Genomic DNA, 20,951 nt, shown 5'->3' with positions numbered 1-20,951 from the left:
AAACTGCATAACCTGATACATAAGGAGGTGCCTAATTCATATGGAATACATTGTTAAAGCACGCGAACTCGGCGAAGCGCTTCTGCAAACACCGGAAGTACAAAGGCTGAAAGAAGCAGAAGCCGAAATCCAAAACGACCCTGAAGCTGCCAAAGCTTTTGCGGCATATCAGGATAAAGAACGCCAAATCCTGACCGCTCAAATGTTCAGTAAAGTGGTATCCGAAAAGGATACCTTAGCGCTCATCGACTTAAAAATGCGCCTGATCAAACTATATCCTTCCATCCGAAGCTTCTTCTCCATCCAGCAGGATCTGGAGAAAATAATGGCAACTGTGAACCTGACGATCACAACCACAATTTACGGTATGCCCAGTGCCGAACAGCTGCCTTTCCCCAAAGAAATCCAAAATCTTGCCCAGCAGCTTCTGGATACGATCGGAGGCGACAAAAACGGCCCTGCCATGACGATCCCGGAAGGCTTTCGAATCCCTGAAGGGCTCAATGTCTCCGAACTGCTAAGCCGGTTAAATCCCAAGAGCAAATAAACCACGTCTTATTCTGCCGTTTGTCTTTTCTTATTATAAGGGATAGGAGATTTTTTTAATGACGTTTTTGAACAGCAACCAATATCTGAATAATCAATACTTTGGAAGTTCTTCCTCTGCAGAAATGTTCCCGCCCTTAACACCTATCCCTTTAACGTTGGCCCTTTTTCTGACTGACAGTTTGTTTCCGCAAAATAGCTACAGCCCCGCCGGAGCGTTGCTGATACCGCTGAAAATATTAAACATCCCCCTCAGTTACCTGACAGTTATTGCGCTTGGACTCGCAACTTCTCTGCTGGCAAAGTGGTCTTCTGCTTTCTCGGGTATTCCTGCTCTCAGTCAATATCAGCAGGCTTATCCGGATATCAGGCTATTCCTTAATGGCCTGCCCTTATCTCCCCAGTCAAATGATGCCGGAGCAGGTGGTAATGACACAGGAAATCAGCAGGAACCCGAAACTCCGTTGGAACCGAAAGGTTTGGCGTTTAATTTGGCTTTGATTACACCTTACTCCGGAGTGCCTCAAAGTACCGGCACCAAATTTGTATTAATTTATGGCATTGAAATATTTGAAATTAAGAAACTCCCGAAAACGATTATCCCCTTGCTTATCTTATTTATTTACTTCCTGTTCTACCCCAAATACAAAAATGATCCGGGCAATACTGAATAATTAAAAGGGGGCCAATGCAAAAAATGTCTGCCGTATTCCATCACCGCAGTCAAATTTATCAGAACACCTCTCCTGCCGAATCTTTGACTGGGGAAAAAATAATAGAGGCAGCGGTCCCTTTTTATATCTCCCTCCTGATCTCCAACGCACTCCATCCAAGTAACAACAGTCCAGTCGGCACCCTGATCATCCCGCTGACCAAAATCATGATTCCGCATGGGTATTTTATTATTATTGGTCTGGAACTTGCAACGGCCCTATTTTATAAATGGTCCGCTGTTCCGGTTTCAGCCCGAATATTCTTTCCGGGAGAATACGGTCAGTCCCTGCCGGACATCAGTGCTTTAAGGGAGGACAGAATACTTCGTCTCAAGATGACTCAGACTCCGCTGATCCCGAAGGAAGGAATGACAATCAATGTTTCTTTTAGTGTCCCTTTTACGCCTGTGCAAAGCCGTGCTTCCACCTTATATGCTTTTAAACTCAAATCCATCGACAGTGTTCCGGGATACGTGGTACCGCTGGCTTGCCTTATTCTCTATGGCCTGCTGACCATTTTTGGCAGGACGGACACGGCGAATACGGCAAACGGTAATTAATCATTAAAACGCACCTGACCTTTACGGCCACGTGCGTCTTATCAGGTATTATTAATATTTATTTTTTCGGACTCCGGCAAAGATGAACTTTGCTGCCCGTTATGATTCCTTCGGCTCGTCGGCCGATACTTGCTGTATCGTCTGATTCTTGGGTTGTTCTATGACTTGAGCAGCCGGCTGAAATTCCAGAGGTTGAACCGGCGCCGGAGACGCTGGAGTTTGCATCATCGGATTTTGCATAGCTGAAACTTGTGAAGCAGGATTCTGCCCATAAACCGGTCCCTGTTGATATCCGCCCTGAGGCATATACGGTCGGTCATATCTTTGCCTGTTTGGCTGCATCTGCGTTCCCCATTGTGGATAACCCTGCTGCGGATAAGTACGTTGCTGGGCGGCATACTGAGGATACTGCTGCTGTGAGTTCCGAAGATACTGAGGGCTCTGCGAATAATTGGGATACTGCTGATTTTGAGGCTGCTGTGAATATTGCGGAATCTGGGACTGTTGGGGCTGCTGGGGATACTGCTGAACTGGCCGCTGGGCAGGGACCTGCCCGGAATTTTGCCCGGGAGCAGGCTGATTCTGGCTGATTTCATCTTTGCTGCCAAACCTGCTGCCGACAAAGCCTCTCACCTTTCCCCACATATTGCTGCCGGCTTTCTTGACCGGTCCCAGCCCCGGGAAAAAGCCTTCCTTGACTTTCATGACAATAGGACCCTGCGGGGACTGCATGATGGACTGCGGGCTCTCCAGTGAAATGACAACTTTGTCATAATGTACGAGTGGCACAGGACTCCTAAAATTGGCCTGATACATTCCATTGCCGGTCGGTCTTAGCGTTCCTGCATAAAATCCGTTTTTTCCCTTGCCGTCAACCAGATAAGCCGCATAAACTGCCGGAGCATAAGGACTAAATGTATGGGCGGGCGGTAGGTGCGCAATGACCGAAAAATTGTTATCCATTCCGATCGTCGCCATTCCGTTTCCGCTGAAGCCTTCCGAAGCGACTAAATTGAGCTGTCTCGGCGTCATACCCATCGATTCTCCGGGCATACCCCCAATACCCTGGGGAAAGATTCCTAACCCTTTGTTATGTCCGAACATCTTTTAACCTCCTCGTATGTTTACAAATTGCGCTGTGTTGTGCTATGTCATAATATGAAAAGCAGGCTGCAGCTGTGACACCGTGAAGCTTACTTAACTTTTTATATAAAACTATTTTGTTAAGCGTTCTTCACGACAGAAGGCAGCTGCAGACAAATCTTTTGATTCGTTTCAGCTGCCTTCCTTTGAGGAAAGAACCCTAAGTCTTATAGCTTTATAGCCATATACCCTTATTTGATCTTATTAACCATATATCTTCCTGTGTTAGACGCAGAAATTATGGTTTCCGATGTTTCTTACCACACTGCGGGTTTTGATCCAACTGTCGGTCGCTGTCCGCGGATTGTAATAGAAGAGAGCGCCCTCGCTTGGATCCTGCCCCTCAAGCGCTTCCAGCGCAGCCTGATAGGCCTCATCTCCCGGTGTCAGTTCAATCTGCCTGTCAAGGACTGCAGAAAACTGTCCCGGCTGGTAAATGACCTCCCGGATCGTATCCGGGAACTTCGGGCTTTCCACCCTGTTCAGAACCACTGCCCCTACGGCAACCTGACCTTCAAAGCTTTCTCCACGGGCTTCCGCATAAATGATTTTTGCTAAAAGTATCACATCTTCCTGGTCATAAACAATTTGACTGCTGCGGGAAATATCCGAAGTAACCCTTTCAGGCTCCCGGGCTGAATCCACCGAATTAATCAAATCTGCTGAATCAGTCGATTCGGCCAGTTTAGCCGTCTCAATCACCGTATCTGATTCTATGTTTGCGGTAACAACTTTATTTTCCAAAGGCAGCTGTTCGATCACAAAGGAAATCTGATTTTCCGGCTGTCCGGAGAATTTGTCCAAAAGAATCCGGAATATACGATTCTCATTTGCTTTCGTCAGAATAATGTCTCTGGCATCTGACATGACATTCTCAAGGACAGTCTGTTGGATTTCCAATACCCGGGAATAGAGCAATTCTCTTGATTTTTCAGGTACAGCATATACTGTCTGGGCAGTAGCAGTCAGGATAATCGCCGTGGTCAGCATCACTGCCAAACCTTTCCGGCATCGTCGGTCTTCCAAAAAAATCACCTCTTGGGATTAATCTATTTCTATTCTTTCCCATAAAAGGTGATTTTTATACGTTGTTTGTTATAAGAATCACAAAGAAAAGTTATTTCGCCGTTGTGGCTGACGCTACACCCCCGGTAATTGCCTGACCTTTAGCATCCTTGATTGTAGGATGTATCACCAGCCAATACCCAGTATTGGCTTGAAGTTTCATTTCCGGTTTCACAGTCATACGCTGCTGATCGACAAACACGTATGCGCACTTGACTCTTTCTCCTGTAGCAGTATTGATCAGTTCAATACTGTCTGCCGTTACGGAATTCCAATCCATTTCCCGGTTAAAGCTCACGTTGAACACCTTGCCGAGCGGGATATTTTTAAGATCTCCGGACTCTTCATATCCCGGGTAGTAGATCTGCCAGCGGTCCTGGAGAACCTCTTCAGGAAATGGCTCCCAACCGTTGGGGCCTCCGAGTTTAAGTGTTGTGGTTACATAAGCTGAATCCAGGATTTTCTTGCCAAGTACCCAATTTTCAGTTTGACGAAGCTCTTTTACCGAAAGCGGATAAAGATAAGGGCCCGCCTCCAGCTGGATATACCCTGATTTATCTTGTGATTTATCTTCAGACTTATAGTTTTTAAGCATCAAAACAGCCGTATTCAGCTCATTGACGCCGGTCAAATCCAGATGAGGCTTGATTCCAATCTCATCAATCGGGTTATAGTACGGAGAGAAAAACCTGTAAACGGACATTTTCAAATAGTCTCCGTTGCTTAATGGGATCAAAGCCTTAACCCGGCCTGAACCGTAGGTCGTTTCCCCGATGACGGTCGCCTTGCCATAGTCCTTCAGCGCGGCCGATGTAATCTCAGAAGCGCTTGCCGTGTACCCATTGATCAACAAGACAATCGGCCCTTCCATCGTGAAAGCCTGCTTGACGGCTGTATCGACAATACCCAGGTTTCCCCTTGCTTTCATGATATACGCGCTTTTATCCCCGATAAAATAACCCAACAGCTCCATTGCCGCTTTCGTATACCCTCCGGAGTTATTACGCAGGTCAATAATCCAGCAGTCTACGCCTTTTTCCTGCAGGGCCAGGGCCTGCTTGCCGAACTGGGTTGCAACATCCTCGCCAAAGGAATTAACTGCGATATAGCCAATATGCCCTTCCAGCACCCGGCCTTCAGCCAGCGGCATCACAATCTTCATCCGTACGACAGTGAAGCTCTGGATTTGAGCGTTTCTTTTGACTTTTACCTGAACCTTGGTTCCCTCCGTCCCCCGAAGTTTGCCAGCGCAATATTCCGAGGTCTTTCCCGCCAGGGAATAGCCATCTGCTTCGAGGATAATGTCCCCTTGTTTGATTCCTGCCTTATCAGCCCCATAACCAGTAATGATCCGGGTAACCTTGACCCCCTGCTGTACCATTTCCAGTTCTATCCCGATTCCGGAAAAGGACATATTCAGTGAATTGATCATGTCATCATATTCGGCTGCGGTCAGATACTCGGTGTATTTATCACCCAACCCTTGAAGCATTTTTTCGACCGTCGGCGCGTTCAGTATCTCATCCGGAACAACATCGACATATTGCTCCTGCAAAATTGTTCTGACTTCATCCAGGGCATCGTTTTCCGCGCCATAAGCCTGCAGCGGAAGTCCCAAACCCAGACAGAATACCAGAAGCACTGTCATCAAAAACCTTAGACTTTTACCAAATTTCACGTTCTTTTTTCCCTCCTGTATGATTTGCAGGTCCGGCCTAAATTCAATGATCTTGCATGTTCAGGCTTCGTTTAAGTTTCGTTCAAATTTTTTATCTGAGCAGTAATTCGACGAAAACGGGCATTCCCCTTTCCGTTTCAGGATTATTTGTCATGTGCTTCCCAGACTTTGATTGCATATTCAAGGCTTTTCCGATAATATTATCTAAACAGGACTATTTTAAAAACATATTTTTCTGATCATCGCTGATAAGAAAGGTTCGGACAATGTCAAATCTTCTTGATTACTCCAAAAAAGTATTTATCGCCGTATTAATCATTGTTGCAACCCTCGTCATTCCATATGGCCTTTATAAGATTCTTCCGCATTTTATGCCATTTGTCCTTGCTTACTTCACGGCCCTTTTTCTGGAACCTGCAGCAGCATGGTTGAGCAAGGTCTCCAGATTTAAAAGCAAGACACTCTCCGTGTCTGTGACCTACCTGTTTTTTCTTGCCAGTATTGTTATTTTCCTCTACTTGATCATCAGTAAGCTCTATGTTCAATTTTTGGACCTGCTTGACTTTATTCAATCGAACGGCCCGGCAATTCAGGTTTGGTTTTTGAACGTTACGGGGCGTATCCAGGAAACGATCGGATTGCTGCCTCCCGAAATAAACGATATGATCATGAAATGGATCAATGACCTGGCTAACATCAACCTGGTATCCGCGATCGGTTCCTCAACACTTAGTATCTCCACGGCGATACCGAACATGTTCTTCCTGTCGATTATCTACCTGGTATCCGTTTTCCTGTTCACATTCCAGTTAAGCAATATCCACCGTTTCTTCTACTCCTTCTTCAAAGATTCCTCCAAGCTGAAAGTCGCTTACGTCTTAAGTGATTTGCGCAATGCTACATTAGGGTTTTTTAAAGCGCAGGTCATTTTGAGCACAATCACCTATATTATTGCTTTTGCCGGTCTCGCTATCCTCCATGTAAAATACGTGGCAGTCATTTCATTGTTGATCGTAATCGTAGATATCCTGCCGATCCTCGGTACCGGATCCGTGCTAATGCCCTGGGCTGTTGTCTCGCTTTTCCAGGATCAGCTGTTCTTGGCCGCAGGTCTGGCCATTCTGTATATCATTATCATTGTCGTACGGAGAGTGATTGAACCCAAGATACTGGGCGAGCGCATCGGTTTAAGCGCTCTGACGACTCTGATCAGTATCTGGATTGGTTTCAAAGTGATGGGGGTCCTCGGCGTATTCCTGTTCCCGCTGGCCTGTATTTTCTATAGAGCCCTTGTCAAGGTCGGCGTCATCAAACTGAATTTCAAGATATAACTAAGCTATATTCTAGTACCTTGTAACCCCTAAAATTGTAATATAATGGTGAGCAGATTTCTTTTAAGACAAGGCGGAGGATTGAGCCATACCGAGTGTATGGCGATTGACGACAACGCAGTATGAAAAGAAATCCGCCGCCAGGATATACAAGATTTAGGGTTACATGGTACTAGTCAACATTCTATATAATAAAAAACAGGTACGTCCCGCAGAGAGCACCTTCAGCCCATCGGAAACGTACCTGTTTTTTATTGATTCTTTATGATCTGCTCACTATCTTCTGTTATCATCCGGCTTTATTCCAATTCCCGACATCAGGATCTGAACGATTTTGTCATAGTCCGCTTCCTCAGGCATGGCCTCAGCAAATATCACTTTTTTGCCGCAATACTGCATGATTATGCCCATGATTGCCGCCGAAGCAAATTCCGGATCGATATCAGCCCTGACTTCCCCTTGATCCATGGCCTGCACGACTTGCTTTTTGATAATCTCTCCGACCCGGATATTTTGTTCAATAAAGACCGCTCCCATCTCCCTGACCATAATCTTGGAACAGGACATCATCCTGGCAATCGGCATATGCTCCTTGACCAACTCTGCCTGATATTTTGCCAGAACTCTGATTTTTTCTTTGAAAGAGCCTCCTTTTTCCAAAATGTCCTGAATGTTGCGTCCATGCTCTTCGCAGTTATAAACGGCCATTTCCTCAAAGAGCTGTTGCTTGCTATCAAAATATTCATAGACGGTCCCTTTGCCGATCCCGGCTTCTTTGGCGACATCGTCCACTTTTGTTCCTTCAAAGCCTTTGATATAAAATACTTTGCCGGCTGCCTGGAGGATTTCAGTTTTTTTCCGTTCCTTGGTCACCGTTGTTCCCCCCTTTATCCGATCCGATGCCTGTAAAATCAAATTCTTCGTCTTTTAATTACAGCTTTTTTTGAGTAAAGCTTTTTCCCTTGTTACAAGTTAAAGGGTATGCTGATCCGTGTTTACTGCGATCACCGGTTTAGACTTTTTGTCTTTTCTGAATTTGCGTTTGAATTTGTTGGACAGATCATCCGTGAAAGAATACATGACCGGAATCAGCACCAGGGTAACCAGGGTTGAAAATAGGAGACCTGTGATAACGACAATGGCCATCGGCGCCTGAAACTCCGAGCCTTCCCCGATCCCGAGTGAAAGCGGCAGCATGGCTAGAACAGTCGTTAGCGTCGTCATGATGATCGGCCGCAAGCGGATCGGTCCTGCATTGATTATTGCCTCATGCACGTCCTCCTTGTACGTTCTTCGTCGTGTATTGATATAGTCGACCAGAACGATCGCATTGGAAACGACAATACCGGCCAGCATGATAATACCAATAATCCCCATAACGCTTAATGGTTTACCGGTGATGAATAATCCTAAGAACGCTCCGGCAAATCCAAGCGGGATGGAAAACATGATGACAAACGGATAAACCAGCGACTCAAATTGGGAAGCCATGACCATATAGACCAGAACCACGGCAAGTCCGAGCGCAAGGAACAGGTCACTGAATGCATCGACCATTTCCTGCTGCTGTCCGCCCATTTCATAGGTATAATTATTCGGCATCCGGTAATCTGCCAGCGCCGTCTGAATATCTTTGGAGACACTGCCGACGTCCCTGCCGCTGATCTGACCGGAGACCGTCAGGGTCCTCGCCTGGTTGTCCCTGCTGATGCTGACAGGACCGCGGCTGACGGAAACATCCGCCACTTGGCCCAACGTAACGGTATAGCCGAGGCCCGTGGTAATGGGAATTTGCTCAAGGGCTTGGAGATTCCGGTTAAACGTTTCGTCCCCTTTGATCTTTACATCGATTTCGGTCCCATTGTATTTGAACTGTGTCGCGGTTGCCCCGCTGATCGATGCTTTTACCGCAGAGGCGATTGTTCCGGCACTCAGACCATACTGGCTGGCCGCCTTACGGTCCACGTTGATTTCAACTTCCGGTATTCCGTCTTCATAGCTGGATTTAACTTCGCGGGTTCCCGGGACTTTTTTAATCACGGTGACAAAATCGTCTCCGATCTTCTTCAGCTGATCCAGATTTTCACCTTTGATGGTGATGCTGATCGGATCACCGGCACTCATCACGGACTGGGTTGCTGCGACACTGGTTTTGGCCCCGGGTACGTCCTTAATCCGGTCCCGGATTTCATCGGAGATCTCCACGACGCCGCGTTTCCGATCCGTTAAAGGAAGCAGCTTCACGGTAAAGGTACCAACGTTGCCTTGTGCGCCTGTCAGGCTCATGGTTCCGGATGATCCGGCATCCAGGAAGATGGTATCGATCTCGGGAATATCTTCTATCTTCGTTTCAATTTCACGCATGACCGCCGAGGTATCGCCGACCTTTGCCCCGTCAGGAAGCGTAACGCTGATCGAGAGCATGCCTTCATCCGTCGTCGGGAAGAATTCTGTCCCAACAGCGGCAACAGAGGCAATGGAAACGACAAAGACAATGGTTGTAACGATAAAAACGCGTTTCCTGTGGCCCAGGGCCCATCTGAGCAGTTTCTTATACCCCTGGAGCAGCGCTTCATAGCCCTGGTCAAATTTATCGTGGGCTTTCGCCAGGAACGCAGGAGTACGGAAGAATCCCCTGCCATTTTCTTCATCTTCCGCTGCATCCGTTATGGCTACTTTCACTGTTTCGGATGTTTCGGATGTTTCGGATGCTTCAGCCGCTTCGGTCTGTGTATATGCTTTATCCGTTTCCCCTGTCTTACCAGCATCAGCAAAACCAGCAGTCTGATTCTTCCGCTCTACTTTCAGCAGCTTGGAAGCGAGCATCGGGACAACCGTCATCGAAACGACCAGCGATGCTCCGAGCGAAAACGCGATCGTCAAGGCAAACTGCCGGAATAGTGTGGAGGTTAATCCCTGGACAAAGACGATCGGTAAAAAGACTGCGACCGTCGTCAGCGTGGAAGCCATGACAGCGATGATTACTTCCGAAGATCCTTTCACTGCCGCTTCGACCCTGGAATAGCCGTTCTGTCGGAAGCGGTAGATATTTTCGAGCACCACGACCGAATCGTCAACCAGACGGCCAATACCAAGCATTAATCCGCCCAGCGTCATCAGATTCAGCGTAATGCCGGTAAAATATAATAGACAAAACGTCGCAATAATGGAAATCGGGATAGCTGAAGCAATAATCAGGGTAGAACGGATATTTCGCAGGAAAATGTACAGGACCAGTACCGCCAGGAGAGCGCCGATAACCCCATGCTCCGCGACCGAATACAATGAAGCCTTGATATAGGCTGCATTATCCATGACCACCGTAATCTTGACATCTTTTAGTTCATCCTGGATTTTGTCGATCTCTACATAGGCTGCTTCCGCAACTTGGACTGTATTGGCGTCGGAACGTTTTTGGATCGAAATATTGACACCGGGATTGCCGTTCGCTTTGGAAATGGTTGTCTGCTGATCCGGCTTTAATTCGATATCGGCTAAATCTTTCAGCTGAACATTTCCGCCGGTAGGCAGCGGAATAAGCAGCTGCTCGATCTCAGCTACCGACATGAATTCCCCGGTCGTTTTGACAGTCAGCTCCTGGGTCCCTTTCTTGACTGTACCTCCGGGCAGGTTGACATTCTCCGAAGCCAGGATTCCCTGAAGGTAAGCGAGGCTAATGCCATAACCGGCTAATTTCTCACTTTTTGTCCGGATTTCAATAATATCCTTGGTTCCGCCGGTCACGGACACGGAAGCAACCCCTTCCGCTCTTTCCAGTCTCGGTTGGATCGTATCTTCCGACAGGGTTTGCAGTTCGGAGAGACTCATCGTCGATGACGAAATAGAAAGCGTCAAGACCGGGGTTGAATTCATATTGAGTTTCAAGACCATCGGGCTGCTGACGCCGTCGGGGAAGTAATCTTTAATCAGGTCAATTTTTTCTCTGAGGTCGAGGGCAACCTGATCCATATCGACTCCATAATTAAACTCCAGAATAACAAGCGAACTGCCTTCCGAAGTGATGGAGCTGATATTTTTGACATTCTGGGCTGTGGAAACAGCCTTTTCGATTGGCTGCGTGACCAGGTTTTCAATCTCCTGAGGGCCTGCTCCATTGTAGGATGTACTCACGATTGCATAAGGCAATTCCATTTCGGGCATCAAGTCCAGCGGAATACGCGTGAAGGACACAAATCCGAGAATGATGATAATAAAAACAAGCATCAGGACTGTAACAGGGCGTTTTACCGACGTTTCAGATATTTTCACTTCTGAACGCCTCCCCCTGTTTGCGCCGAAGCTGCCGTATCCGTCGTTTCCTGAGCAACCTGCTTGCCGTCAACAGTTACGACTTTGATTTCCGTACCATCCTGCACAAAGTTCTGCCCTTTGATAATGACGATGTCCCCTTCCGTCAGTCCGCCGACGATCTCCGTCTCGGTGCCGCTCTCAAGTCCTGTCGTTACTTCCATCTCGGCTGCAGCATTATCTTTGGCAACATACACGACGTCTTTTCCGCCGTGAAAAATCACCGCATCGGTCGGCACAGCCAAGACATTATCTTTGCCGGCAATGTTTAAGGTCACATTGGCAAACATGCCGGGTTTGATGATTCCGTCTTTATTATCGATATAGGTTCTGAGCGCGTATTTGCCCTGGGCATTGGCTGCAATACTTACACTGTCAATAACCCCTTTGACTTTCACTGAAGCCGCAGGCACTTCAATCTGAACCGACTGGCCGCTGTGCACGCTGTTGATCTCCTGCTCGCTGAGGCTTACTGTAACAAACACTTTATTCAAATCCACCACCCTGGCCGGAGAAACGGCGCTCATCACCATCGACCCAATTTTCACATCGAGCGCTGTAAGGACACCGTCGATCGGCGCCTTGACATCCATATCATTCAGGGCTTTCTGCGCCGCGTCATAAGCAGCCTTGGCCTGAGCCAGCTGGCCTTTATACGTTTCCAGAACCGCATCCGAAGCCGCCACGGCAGCCTGATCAAGCTCCGACTTGCTGACCGCGCCGATTTCATACAGCTGTTTCATATTCTCATAATTCTTTTTACTGTTTTCATAATTGGCCATATTGGTTTCATAGCCGGCCTGCGCCAGCTGATAGGCCGCTGAAGCCTGGTTATAGCTGGACATCAGATCGGTTTTATCAAGGCTGAAAAGTACCTGGCCCTTGCTGACCCGGTCCCCAACTTTGGTATAGACCGCCGCCACTTTGGCCGGGGTGCCGACGACCACGGAAGCTTCTTTATCCGCTTCAACTTTGCCGCTTAAGGTAATCGCAGAAGAGATGCTCTGTTTATGTAAGGTCAACGCTTCCACCGGGACATAATTCTGTCTGTTTTGTTCTGCCGCCTTCTTTTCAGCAGCAGATTGTATCGCACCGTAGATTCTTACCCCGACCAGAAGGACAAGCAGGATTGCAATCACGGTAATGATCATTTTCTTCTTCCCAATCGGTTTTTTCAAGTCCGGGCTGCCACCCTGCTCAGACCGTTTCATTTTGAATTTCATTTTTCTACTCCCCCGTAAATCAATATCTTTCTAAGTCTATTCTTTTTGGGACATATTCATGAATGTCGTGGTTGCGGCCGTGGCCGTCGCGACCGACTGGTCAGTCGGCACGTCACCTCTCTTATCTTATCTTCCTTTGTGCCTTGGGTCAATGGGTTCAAGTTAGATATTACCAAATATTTTCTTCCCATAAATGGCAACATTATTTTGTAAATTTTTGGAATTTTATGGTTGTTTTTTTCTTTTTTATATTGCATAATATCTGTTAAAGGATCCATTTTGTTTTGGAGGGAAGCCGCTATGTCCAATGATGAGTTTCAGACTATCGTGCTTCGTGAAATCATTTTGATATTAAAAATCCCACGGATTCAAAACCCGTGGGATTTATTTATTATTGCGCTGCGTTTATTGTCTATAGCTATTCCTGCTATCTTTAGCTATCTTTTGCCATTGCCATTACTTTTGTCTGTTACGTCACAAAACCAAGCCCTCACCATCCGAAGCCTATCTACATATGCTGTAATTAGACTCATAATGAAAGGACGGATGGGCGGTATGGATAATCCGGCTACCGAACGCACACCGCTTGTCATTGCGGCTGAAATAAATATGATAACCTACCAAACTAAGAAAATATTGCTTACCAGCGCCATTGAAATCGGCCGTCATTTGCAGGAAGCCAAGGCCATGCTCAAACACGGGGAATGGATTAAGTGGCTGGAAGAGTCCGTGAACTATTCTCGCCGAACTGCCTCCAGGCTGATAAAGCTCTACGAAGAGTACGGGCCTAACTTCCCTGAAGTATCCGACAGCTCAAATGGGACACCAGTGTCCCATTTGACTTATACCCAGGCCCTCCTCTTACTGGGTTTCCCGGCAGAGGAACGGGAGGAATTCATCACGCACAATGACGTCGGCAGTATGACGAAACAGGAGCTTCAGCAGGCTCTGAAGGACAGAGATCAGGCCAATCAGGCGAAGGAGCAGGTGCTTCAGGAGAATCAGCTACTTAAAAAAGGGCTGGAGACGATCGACAGCACCATCTCCGAATTAAAAAAGGAGCACGCTAAGGCTGCAACAAGGCCAACGAATCCGGAAAATATCAATGCAGAAGCGCAATCTGCCAACAATGCCTCCTCTGCCGGTGATGCCCCCTCTGCAATAACAGCCCCTTTTACCCACAACCTTAAAACCGAACATGACCCGGACGCTCACATCAAGTATGTAGAAAAATGCAACGCTTGCTGCAAAACAATCGCCGATACCTTCTTCGATCTGACGACAGCGCTCACCAATCTGGCCCATATCGATCCGAACCTGAAAGAAGAAAAAAGAAAAGAGGCCAATCGACTGATTGAATACATGGCAGAGACGATTAAAGAGTGGCCGCCCCCCAAGAAACCGCTTAGAGTTCGTTCCTGATTTTTTTTGGGAACCTTTGGACAAGCCAAGCATAGTATATACAAGACAGCAAGTAAGCTGTCCAATAAAAGAGAAAGGAGATGATTGGAATGGCCGTTGTTTCAGCACCATCCGGCGCCGCTCTGGTATTGGTTTATCAGACCGGAGTCAGCACCTCCGATGCTCCGATAACCAAACAGCGAACCCTTAACAATATTGTTTACAATGCTTCGAATCAAGCTGTCTATGAGGCGGCTCACGCCATCTTCAGTCTGTCGGAATATACGCTGCTTGACGTTTACTTCAGAAGAACGGATGAATTGACAAACGAAGCGTAAAGCGGAGGGCAATTTCAGGCGTCAAGGAGGTGATTCAATTGGCTGTGACCACCAACCGAACAGCAAGATTAACTTTCGCGACCACCGGAGAGAACACGTTTTCCCTAACAGTTCCCCAACCGCGAGAGGATATTCAGCTGGCTGAAGCCATGGACGTTATGAACGCGCTTATAGCAGGCGGGATATTCCTCACGGCAAACGGTGCCCTTACAGGGGTAAAGGATATAAAGGTCATCGAAACTACGACCAATGACCTTTATGATCCTCCGCAAGCGTAAGCGGGCAGTACCGGCCTAAACAGATGAAGACCACAAAAACAGACAGCCCTGGCACTTTATCTGCCTGATAGCTGTCTGTTTTTCTTTTTGGGAGGCATTGCATTTTATGCAATTTGAATGATTCTCAGTTATTGAAAATATAAAGTCCTATCTTTTTCCTTGCCCTTTACCGTTATGTCCGTTATTTGGAGGGGTATTCGTGACTGTGTTCTGAATACTTTGAGCATCGACGGTTCCACCACTTTCATCACTTGTGCCATCCACTGTTGTTTCATCCGAAGTAGACTGGCCATCGACTGTGGCAGTCTGATCGCCAGTATCCGTTACATCCTGATTATCTACAGCCGTTGCATCCTGTTCGTCCCCTGCTTCCAGGCTATCTTCCTGGTCGCTCACGGCTTGGCCCTTATTGGCCTTCTTATATTCTTTTATGTTTTGGGTTTGCTCTTTCAAGACTTCCTTCGTTTCTTTGTTCGTCTCTACTTTGATCTTCTGAACATCTTTCCTGAGCTCCTGCATGTCGTTTTTGTACTGTTCAGCCTGTTCGACTTTTTCCAGGGCAGCGGCAACGGCAGCCTCGTCACCTGAAGCACGGGCTTCACCCAACTCTGCTTTGGCCGCTGCAAATTGCTGCACTGCATCCCCATAGGCTTTTTTGGCAGCCACATAAGCTTTGATCGCAATGGTGTTTTGAACTTCGGCTTTAATGATATTCTGCATGATCTCAGCCTGATCTTCTGTCAGATTGCCGCTGATTTTTAAGACGACTTTATCTGCATCGCTTTGAACAAGCTCAATGCTGGCAAGCAGATTGCTGATCACCGTATTCTCTTCTGTGTCAGTTGCTGCCGTGTCCTCTGCGACTGTTTCATCTGTGGAAGTCGTGACGGCCCCATCATCCGCAGCAGAATCTGTAGCCGTCGTATCCGTACCTTCAGCTGCTTCGTTGTCTTCGATCATCTGCTGTACCTGGAAGTTGGCTTTCTTTATCGTATCCGAGTACACTTTCAGAGCCTGTTCCATCAAATCCAACTGGTTTTGTTCGGACATGATTTCCGCTTCGGCGAGCCGTTCATTGGCAAACTCAACGAGCAGTTCCGCTTTTCCTTCATCAGAGAAAGTTACAGCAACCTGAACACTTTCAATCATCTGTTCGATTGAATAGAGCCAGCTGTCCGGCGTTACACCGGCTTCATCTTCAGCTGAGGCCTGGCCGGTCGAATCCATTGTTGTGGAATCGGTTGTTACTGCATCTGTTGTTGTGTCTGTCGTTGGGTCAGTCGTTGTTGAATCTGTAGCGGGATCTGTGGTCGTATCAGGAGTACTCGTTGAAACATCCTCGGTTACTGTGGTTCCATCCGTGGTTGTTTCAGCAAATACACAGGTTGGCGCGACCGCAATGATTAACAGGACACAAAGAATTGAAACGAGAATCTTCTTATGGATCATTCTATCTACCCCTTTCGGTAACCCGGCTGTCATAACCTTTCGGTGTTAGACCCGTGGCTTTGCGTCTCCGTCTTTCGACGGATTTGCCATTATCGTTTTGGCTGAGGCCATTATATTCCAGAATACTTTGAAAATCAAGGTTTTCGGACTTATTCCAGACCATTGGGGTATAAAAAATGAGACTTTTGTCCCATAAAAATTAATTTTAAATTTACTTTATGTTGAAATTATATAAAATATTCGCATGTTAAATAATTAAAAAGTAAGCGTAAACTCTAGTGGCGTAAAAAAGAGCTCACTGTAAACCAGCAGGCCCGAATCATATTAAAATCATTGTAAGCGTCTAATAAGAATGTGTATGAAAACTCTCTTAGATCCGTGAGAAAATCCTCTAAATTAGAGTTTCTCAAGTTTACTCAAAAAACTCTAAGGAGGATTAAAGTGGATTTCAGCGTTATTTGTCTCATTTTTCTGTTACTCTTTCATAACAAGATTATCATGAAACAGCCATTTATCCGACGCTCTCCAGGGTCAGCATCATTGTATTTCTTTTCAATGTGGAACAGGTAATCGCAGTACTCCTGTCCCTTGAAGTAAACGGTCTTCTTTTGCTCCTCCGGGCTTAAGGCCTTAATCGCATCCGTAAATTTTCTCTTCATGTGAGCTAGGCATCCTACCACTGTGATCCCAGGGTCTAAACTATGGTAAACTTGATACCCATGGGGGCGTAACTTCATGTTTCGGTTACGTCCCCTCTCTTTTCTTATAATGTTTGTCAAATCTAGATCAACTTGTGAGGATGATATCAATCATGAACCTGTCCCCTCGGGTGCCTCTCGGGTGCCCCTGTTATGTACTTTATGTTTTATTTATCCCATCGTTTTTTTCAATAAGTACCTAGTAGATTAATTACATTTGTACATTTTATGACTTTTTCTATCATATTATTTGGAGGAATATTGTCACACACAGAGAATTAGAAAGTGATAAGGATTAGAATGGGAAATAATAACTTGTATAGCGATAATTCTATATTATATGAAGGAGATTTGGCAGTGAAATATCTAGAATATCTACATCTAAGGAAAAAAGTACTTTCTACATTTCTTATAATAGGCTTTTTTGTTCTGATGCTAATCATTCTGCCTAGTCCGAACATTGCTAGGGCTGATGAAAATCGGCTAGCGGGTACGGATCGCTACCAAACAGCTGTGGCCATCTCGCAGGAAGGATGGAAAAAATCCGATTATGTGGTTCTAGTCGAAGGAGACGCGTTGGCTGATGCACTCTGTACAGGTCCTTTAGCCAAAAAATACGATGCCCCCATCCTATTCACAGAAAAAAATACTATCAATAGATATACCCAAAACGAAATACAACGATTAGGAGCAACCAAGGCGATCCTCGTAGGCGGATACGAGGCAATCTCCGCCGATGTAGAGCAAACCCTGAAAACAATTGGTATAAAAACCACTGACCGGATCTATGGTTCGGACAGATATGTGACTTCTGTCGAAATTGCGAAGAGACTTGGCACCAAAGAGGTCGCACTAGTTAGCGGAGTAAACTTCGCGGATGCACTGTCTATCTCCGCAGTGGCCGCCGCTAAAGGGTACTCCATCCTGCTTACGCCAGCGGATAACTTGCCTGAGGTGGTAAAAATGCACTTGAGTAATTATAAAATAACTCGCACCTATATTATCGGCGGCACGGGAGTCGTCGGCAAAAATATTGAGGATCAAGCCCCTTCTCCCCTCAGACTGGCAGGCAACGACCGCTATGCTACGAACCGCGCAGTTCTTGATAAATTCTCCAAAGACCTCGACTTTAATATAATATATCTCGCTAGCGCGGAAAACAAAGCAGGCTTAACGAACTCACTTGCAGGGATAGCTCTTGCGGCCCAAACATCATCTCCCCTTGTCCTCTGTGGTAAAATTCCTATCGGGCCATCCGAAGATTTTATCCTCAAAAAAATGACCGTTTCCAGCCATCTACTTACCCTGGGCGGAGAAGAAACGATTCCTAACAGTGTTCTAAATGGCTATACCCACAGTCAAAACCAAGTTTTAAGGAGCATTTTTAACCAAAAGGGAACCTATGGGCCTCCATCAGGGGAAACGACAATATCCGGAAGTCTGGCAATCGAAGCATCGGATATCACGGTCCGAAATACGGTCATTGAAGGCGACCTACTACTCGGTGAAGGTATCGGAAACGGAACAGTAACCTTAGAAAATGTAACCGTCAAAGGCCGAACGACCATTCGGGGAGGGGGATCGGTGGATGGTATTTGCTGCGATACATTTATGTCTAAAACCCTGGTAATCGATGTCCCCTCTGGAAAAGAAGCAGTCATCCATCTTAAAGGAAAATCCCAAGTACAGAATACGATAGTTTTATCGAATTGCACTCTTGATGGTTACGAGAACACCTCATCGGTAGGATTCTCCATAGTAAATATGATTCGTGGCGACCAGGTGACTTTAAAAGGAGATTTCGGCACGGTCAACGTTGCCTGCGATGGAATAACAGCAAAGTTGGAGACGACAACGCGAAAAATGACAACGATTAAAACGCTTAACGCCAACGCGACACAAACCATAAGCGGTACAGGAACGATCAGTACAGCTAACATTAACAGTAACGAAGTCGTAATTTATGTGACCACCACAACAGCGAACGTAGCTAAAGGTTATGTAGCTTATGTCTCCGGCCAATGGCTTTCCGAAGGAAAAAACAATACTTCAATCGCAAATATCCCCATATATGATCTTTCCGGAGTTACAGGTAACGGTGACGCAACGTTATATTTTAGCCCCCCGGGAGGGGCTACGCAGATTAGTCTAAAACAATCCATTGATGGCGGCGCAACCTGGCAGAACTCCTCGACGACGTCTGTCTTGAGTTCCAGTTCTACCTCTGCTGTAGTTACAGGTCTTATCAACGGTCAGACCTACTTATTCAAACTGGTTGTAACGGGAGGGAATCGGGCAGGAGACTCCAATACCTTCTCCCTTGTCCCTATAGGTGTCCCAATATCTGATTTCAGTGGTACAATTGTCAGCGGACTGGCCTGCTTTACATTTAGCGCAGCCGCCAATGCGTCTAGCGTTGTCCTCCAGCAATCTACTGATGGAGGAACGGCCTGGGTCAATTCCAATACAACGTGGCTGGACAAAAATTCTACGTCGGCAACGGTAACGGGTCTCGCCAGTGGCCAGACATATACTTTCCGACTAGTAGTTAATGGCGGATCCAATCATGGCTATTCCAATACCTACACGTTAGGACCTTTCTAATACCCAGCGCTTACAATTAATCCTAGATTAGCCCATTCATAAGCACGATAAGCTTGGGTAAGCGTCTCTTCCGCTATTTCTACGGCTATTTGCTGACTCAGATACTCACTCTTATCCGCTTCGTATTGGAGCAGTGAAATACTGGACATTTTATATTTTAACTCGGAAATTTTAAATTTGCTGTCCGCCGCTGTCAGCTTTTGTTGCGCGGAGCCTAAAGCGCTTTGTTTTTCTAAAAGTGTGTGATACGTTTGGTAGAAGTCGATTTTAAACTTACTCTTAGAATTATCTGAATTAGAATCCAATAACACATCATAGCTCCGGCCTTTTGCAGTCAAATAGTCCGCATCGACATTGATAGCGGAAATTTGTTGTTTTGATATCACCGGTACTATGCCGACAGCCAGATCAATATCAGCATCCTGCCCCAGATTCACGTTTAGTTGCTATACCATGGCAGTTTTAGTATAAGTCAGCTTCTTAATATTTGCGTTGAGCTAGTCAAGAGAATTTGTCGCATTCGCTACAGATAAGCCTGTGATCATTCCGAGGACGTATTGCTTTTTCAATACAATCAGCTGTTTCTCCGCTAAAGATTTCTTTTGTTCAAGGTCTTTAAGCGTAACAGATTTGAGATGTCCCACTTTTGCCAGAAAGATAATCTTCAATTGCTCTCAATTTTTCCTCTATTGGAACTTTTGTTTTCCGTCCCATAAAAAATATGCTCCCTTCATAGAAACAGTTTTATTATTTTAACTGTCTACTACGAAGGCAATGTCATTAAGATAAGCTTATTAAGAAACCCCAGCAGTAGAAAAGTGATACCGCTGGGGTTGTCGTATACACGGAATAACATAGAAAACGCAGGTGTTTTTGAATTTTGAGCAACACAAAAGCAGATGCCCGAAAAGCATCTTAAAAGTCCTTTCACGCATGTCAAATAATTCTGTACTGGAACCCTACTGCTGAAATCGGATTTTGATATCTAGGAAATTGTCGGCCAGGGCGTATTGGGGAAAGGTGCTTACCTATCAGTTTAAGAACTTGGACCGCTGGAATTAACTCTCTCAAAAATTGACGGCATATATTTAAAGCCACTGGAAAATTTACTCGCAAATCTTCCGAAATACTGATGTGGTGCATGATAATGGAAGAATAATTGTATAGAATTAGTCTGGCAAAAATCTCTTGCAATATAAAATCCTTCTTTTTGCTGTGCAGACTCGCCAAACCCACAGCATATTTAAGTTCCTTAAAAGATGTCTCAATTCCCCAGCGCAGATTATAGAATTGTTTTATTTTCTCCGGCGGAAAATCTTCGGCATTGAGATTTGTATAAACCGTTTCATACACACCATCAGCAATAGCGAAGCGAACGGCACGAAAATGTAAATCATAAAGCTTGGAATCTTTCGGTTTAATGAAGTCAAATGTCGTATGTGGCTGTATCCATCGATACCGATGGGGGTATGCTTTTAGAAGCGGTAACGTAAGCGTCAAACAGATTCAGACGTGAGCTACATTAAATCAGGCTCATCCACTCCAAGAAGATCGCAAAGAGCATTGTTAACCATTATCCTAAAATCATCATCAGATATGTTGTTAGCTTGAGCATA

19 protein-coding genes and 1 riboswitch are annotated in these 20,951 nt (G+C 46.0%); of the genes, 8 read left to right on the top strand and 11 right to left on the bottom strand.

All coding sequences use genetic code 11. The features are described 5' to 3' along the window. Positions 1-40: 40 nt before the first annotated feature. From OKX56_RS04120 to OKX56_RS04110, 3 genes are read left to right on the top strand one after another with little or no spacing between them, the layout of a single operon-like run. Entirely contained in the window at positions 41-547 is a 507-nt protein-coding gene (locus tag OKX56_RS04120) for a YlbF/YmcA family competence regulator (protein WP_015044689.1), read from the top strand. A gap of 58 nt (positions 548-605) precedes the next feature. Continuing rightward, positions 606-1,220, top strand: coding sequence for a type 2 periplasmic-binding domain-containing protein (locus OKX56_RS04115; RefSeq protein WP_015044690.1), 615 nt, complete (start codon positions 606-608; stop codon positions 1,218-1,220). Between the two features lie 23 nt (positions 1,221-1,243). Continuing rightward, positions 1,244-1,819 (top strand): hypothetical protein, encoded by a 576-nt coding sequence (locus OKX56_RS04110; RefSeq protein ID WP_242824918.1) that lies wholly within the window; start codon positions 1,244-1,246, stop codon positions 1,817-1,819. Between the two features lie 99 nt (positions 1,820-1,918). Here OKX56_RS04110 and OKX56_RS04105 read toward each other — a convergent pair whose 3' ends face one another. The 3 genes from OKX56_RS04105 to OKX56_RS04095 form a co-directional block, all read right to left on the bottom strand. After that, a complete protein-coding gene (locus OKX56_RS04105) occupies positions 1,919-2,923 on the bottom strand; it encodes a hypothetical protein (RefSeq protein ID WP_015044692.1) in 1,005 nt (334 codons plus the stop codon). A 264-nt stretch (positions 2,924-3,187) separates the two neighbouring features. Continuing rightward, a complete protein-coding gene (locus tag OKX56_RS04100) occupies positions 3,188-3,988 on the bottom strand; it encodes a cell wall hydrolase (RefSeq protein ID WP_015044693.1) in 801 nt (266 codons plus the stop codon). Positions 3,989-4,079: 91 nt separating this feature from the next. Beyond that, positions 4,080-5,705 (bottom strand): S41 family peptidase, encoded by a 1,626-nt coding sequence (locus tag OKX56_RS04095; RefSeq protein WP_015044694.1) that lies wholly within the window; start codon positions 5,703-5,705, stop codon positions 4,080-4,082. 266 nt (positions 5,706-5,971) lie between these two features. Between OKX56_RS04095 and ytvI the strand changes: the two genes are divergently transcribed. Next, positions 5,972-7,036: a sporulation integral membrane protein YtvI gene (ytvI, locus tag OKX56_RS04090; protein WP_015044695.1), complete on the top strand. Its 1,065-nt coding sequence runs from the start codon at positions 5,972-5,974 to the stop codon at positions 7,034-7,036. Positions 7,037-7,312: 276 nt separating this feature from the next. On the opposite strand, the gene OKX56_RS04085 is transcribed toward ytvI, so the two are convergent. The 3 genes from OKX56_RS04085 to OKX56_RS04075 form a co-directional block, all read right to left on the bottom strand. After that, entirely contained in the window at positions 7,313-7,909 is a 597-nt protein-coding gene (locus tag OKX56_RS04085; RefSeq protein ID WP_015044696.1) for a TetR/AcrR family transcriptional regulator, read from the bottom strand. 99 nt (positions 7,910-8,008) lie between these two features. Beyond that, positions 8,009-11,305, bottom strand: a complete 3,297-nt coding sequence (locus tag OKX56_RS04080) for an efflux RND transporter permease subunit (RefSeq protein WP_015044697.1) — start codon at positions 11,303-11,305, stop codon at positions 8,009-8,011. Further along, positions 11,302-12,567 (bottom strand): efflux RND transporter periplasmic adaptor subunit, encoded by a 1,266-nt coding sequence (locus OKX56_RS04075; protein ID WP_287895711.1) that lies wholly within the window; start codon positions 12,565-12,567, stop codon positions 11,302-11,304. The genes OKX56_RS04080 and OKX56_RS04075 overlap by 4 nt, the downstream gene beginning before the upstream one ends. Positions 12,568-13,122: 555 nt before the next feature. Here OKX56_RS04075 and OKX56_RS04070 point away from each other — a divergent pair. From OKX56_RS04070 to OKX56_RS04060, 3 genes are all read left to right on the top strand, one after another. Beyond that, positions 13,123-13,989, top strand: coding sequence for a DUF3102 domain-containing protein (locus OKX56_RS04070; protein ID WP_287895757.1), 867 nt, complete (start codon positions 13,123-13,125; stop codon positions 13,987-13,989). Between the two features lie 89 nt (positions 13,990-14,078). Next, positions 14,079-14,306 (top strand): DUF1659 domain-containing protein, encoded by a 228-nt coding sequence (locus tag OKX56_RS04065; RefSeq protein ID WP_287895710.1) that lies wholly within the window; start codon positions 14,079-14,081, stop codon positions 14,304-14,306. Positions 14,307-14,344: 38 nt separating this feature from the next. After that, positions 14,345-14,584, top strand: coding sequence for a DUF2922 domain-containing protein (locus OKX56_RS04060; RefSeq protein ID WP_287895709.1), 240 nt, complete (start codon positions 14,345-14,347; stop codon positions 14,582-14,584). A 147-nt stretch (positions 14,585-14,731) separates the two neighbouring features. Here the strand turns inward: OKX56_RS04060 and OKX56_RS04055 are convergent, their stop codons facing one another. Both OKX56_RS04055 and OKX56_RS04050 read right to left on the bottom strand, forming a co-directional pair. Beyond that, positions 14,732-16,033: a DUF5667 domain-containing protein gene (locus OKX56_RS04055; RefSeq protein ID WP_287895707.1), complete on the bottom strand. Its 1,302-nt coding sequence runs from the start codon at positions 16,031-16,033 to the stop codon at positions 14,732-14,734. 13 nt (positions 16,034-16,046) lie between these two features. Then, positions 16,047-16,131, bottom strand: a riboswitch (cyclic di-GMP riboswitch). A 384-nt stretch (positions 16,132-16,515) separates the two neighbouring features. Next, positions 16,516-16,770, bottom strand: coding sequence for an IS66 family transposase (locus OKX56_RS04050; protein ID WP_287895705.1), 255 nt, complete (start codon positions 16,768-16,770; stop codon positions 16,516-16,518). A 318-nt stretch (positions 16,771-17,088) separates the two neighbouring features. Between OKX56_RS04050 and OKX56_RS04045 the strand changes: the two genes are divergently transcribed. After that, complete coding sequence (locus OKX56_RS04045) at positions 17,089-19,335, top strand: cell wall-binding repeat-containing protein (RefSeq protein ID WP_287895703.1); 2,247 nt, start codon at positions 17,089-17,091, stop codon at positions 19,333-19,335. On the opposite strand, the gene OKX56_RS04040 is transcribed toward OKX56_RS04045, so the two are convergent. From OKX56_RS04040 to OKX56_RS04030, 3 genes are all read right to left on the bottom strand, one after another. Further along, positions 19,332-19,772, bottom strand: coding sequence for a hypothetical protein (locus OKX56_RS04040; RefSeq protein WP_287895701.1), 441 nt, complete (start codon positions 19,770-19,772; stop codon positions 19,332-19,334). The two genes, OKX56_RS04045 and OKX56_RS04040, sit on opposite strands and share 4 nt — an antisense overlap. 60 nt (positions 19,773-19,832) lie before the next feature. Further along, positions 19,833-20,003 (bottom strand): hypothetical protein, encoded by a 171-nt coding sequence (locus tag OKX56_RS04035; protein ID WP_158208560.1) that lies wholly within the window; start codon positions 20,001-20,003, stop codon positions 19,833-19,835. A 268-nt stretch (positions 20,004-20,271) separates the two neighbouring features. Continuing rightward, the gene (locus OKX56_RS04030) at positions 20,272-20,835 is read right to left on the bottom strand and encodes a transposase (protein ID WP_287895699.1); all 564 of its coding nucleotides are present in this window, start codon (positions 20,833-20,835) and stop codon (positions 20,272-20,274) included. Between the last annotated feature and the right edge of the window lie 116 nt (positions 20,836-20,951).

This window comes from Dehalobacter sp., assembly GCF_030063005.1.
GTDB lineage: Bacteria > Bacillota > Desulfitobacteriia > Desulfitobacteriales > Syntrophobotulaceae > Dehalobacter > Dehalobacter restrictus.
Note: the sequence above shows the minus strand (reverse complement) of the source record. Positions and strands in the feature narration are given on the sequence as shown.

What these genes read in the sequence shown, in the direction of transcription:
- ytvI (WP_015044695.1), top strand. Translation starts at nt 5,972, where the DNA reads ATGTCAAATCTTCTTGATTACTCCAAAAAAGTATTTATCGCCGTATTA.
- OKX56_RS04105 (WP_015044692.1), bottom strand. Translation starts at nt 2,923, where the DNA reads ATGTTCGGACATAACAAAGGGTTAGGAATCTTTCCCCAGGGTATTGGG.
- OKX56_RS04055 (WP_287895707.1), bottom strand. Translation starts at nt 16,033, where the DNA reads ATGATCCATAAGAAGATTCTCGTTTCAATTCTTTGTGTCCTGTTAATC.
- OKX56_RS04075 (WP_287895711.1), bottom strand. Translation starts at nt 12,567, where the DNA reads ATGAAATTCAAAATGAAACGGTCTGAGCAGGGTGGCAGCCCGGACTTG.
- OKX56_RS04050 (WP_287895705.1), bottom strand. Translation starts at nt 16,770, where the DNA reads ATGAAGTTACGCCCCCATGGGTATCAAGTTTACCATAGTTTAGACCCT.
- OKX56_RS04070 (WP_287895757.1), top strand. Translation starts at nt 13,123, where the DNA reads ATGGATAATCCGGCTACCGAACGCACACCGCTTGTCATTGCGGCTGAA.
- OKX56_RS04110 (WP_242824918.1), top strand. Translation starts at nt 1,244, where the DNA reads ATGTCTGCCGTATTCCATCACCGCAGTCAAATTTATCAGAACACCTCT.
- OKX56_RS04065 (WP_287895710.1), top strand. Translation starts at nt 14,079, where the DNA reads ATGGCCGTTGTTTCAGCACCATCCGGCGCCGCTCTGGTATTGGTTTAT.
- OKX56_RS04120 (WP_015044689.1), top strand. Translation starts at nt 41, where the DNA reads ATGGAATACATTGTTAAAGCACGCGAACTCGGCGAAGCGCTTCTGCAA.
- OKX56_RS04115 (WP_015044690.1), top strand. Translation starts at nt 606, where the DNA reads ATGACGTTTTTGAACAGCAACCAATATCTGAATAATCAATACTTTGGA.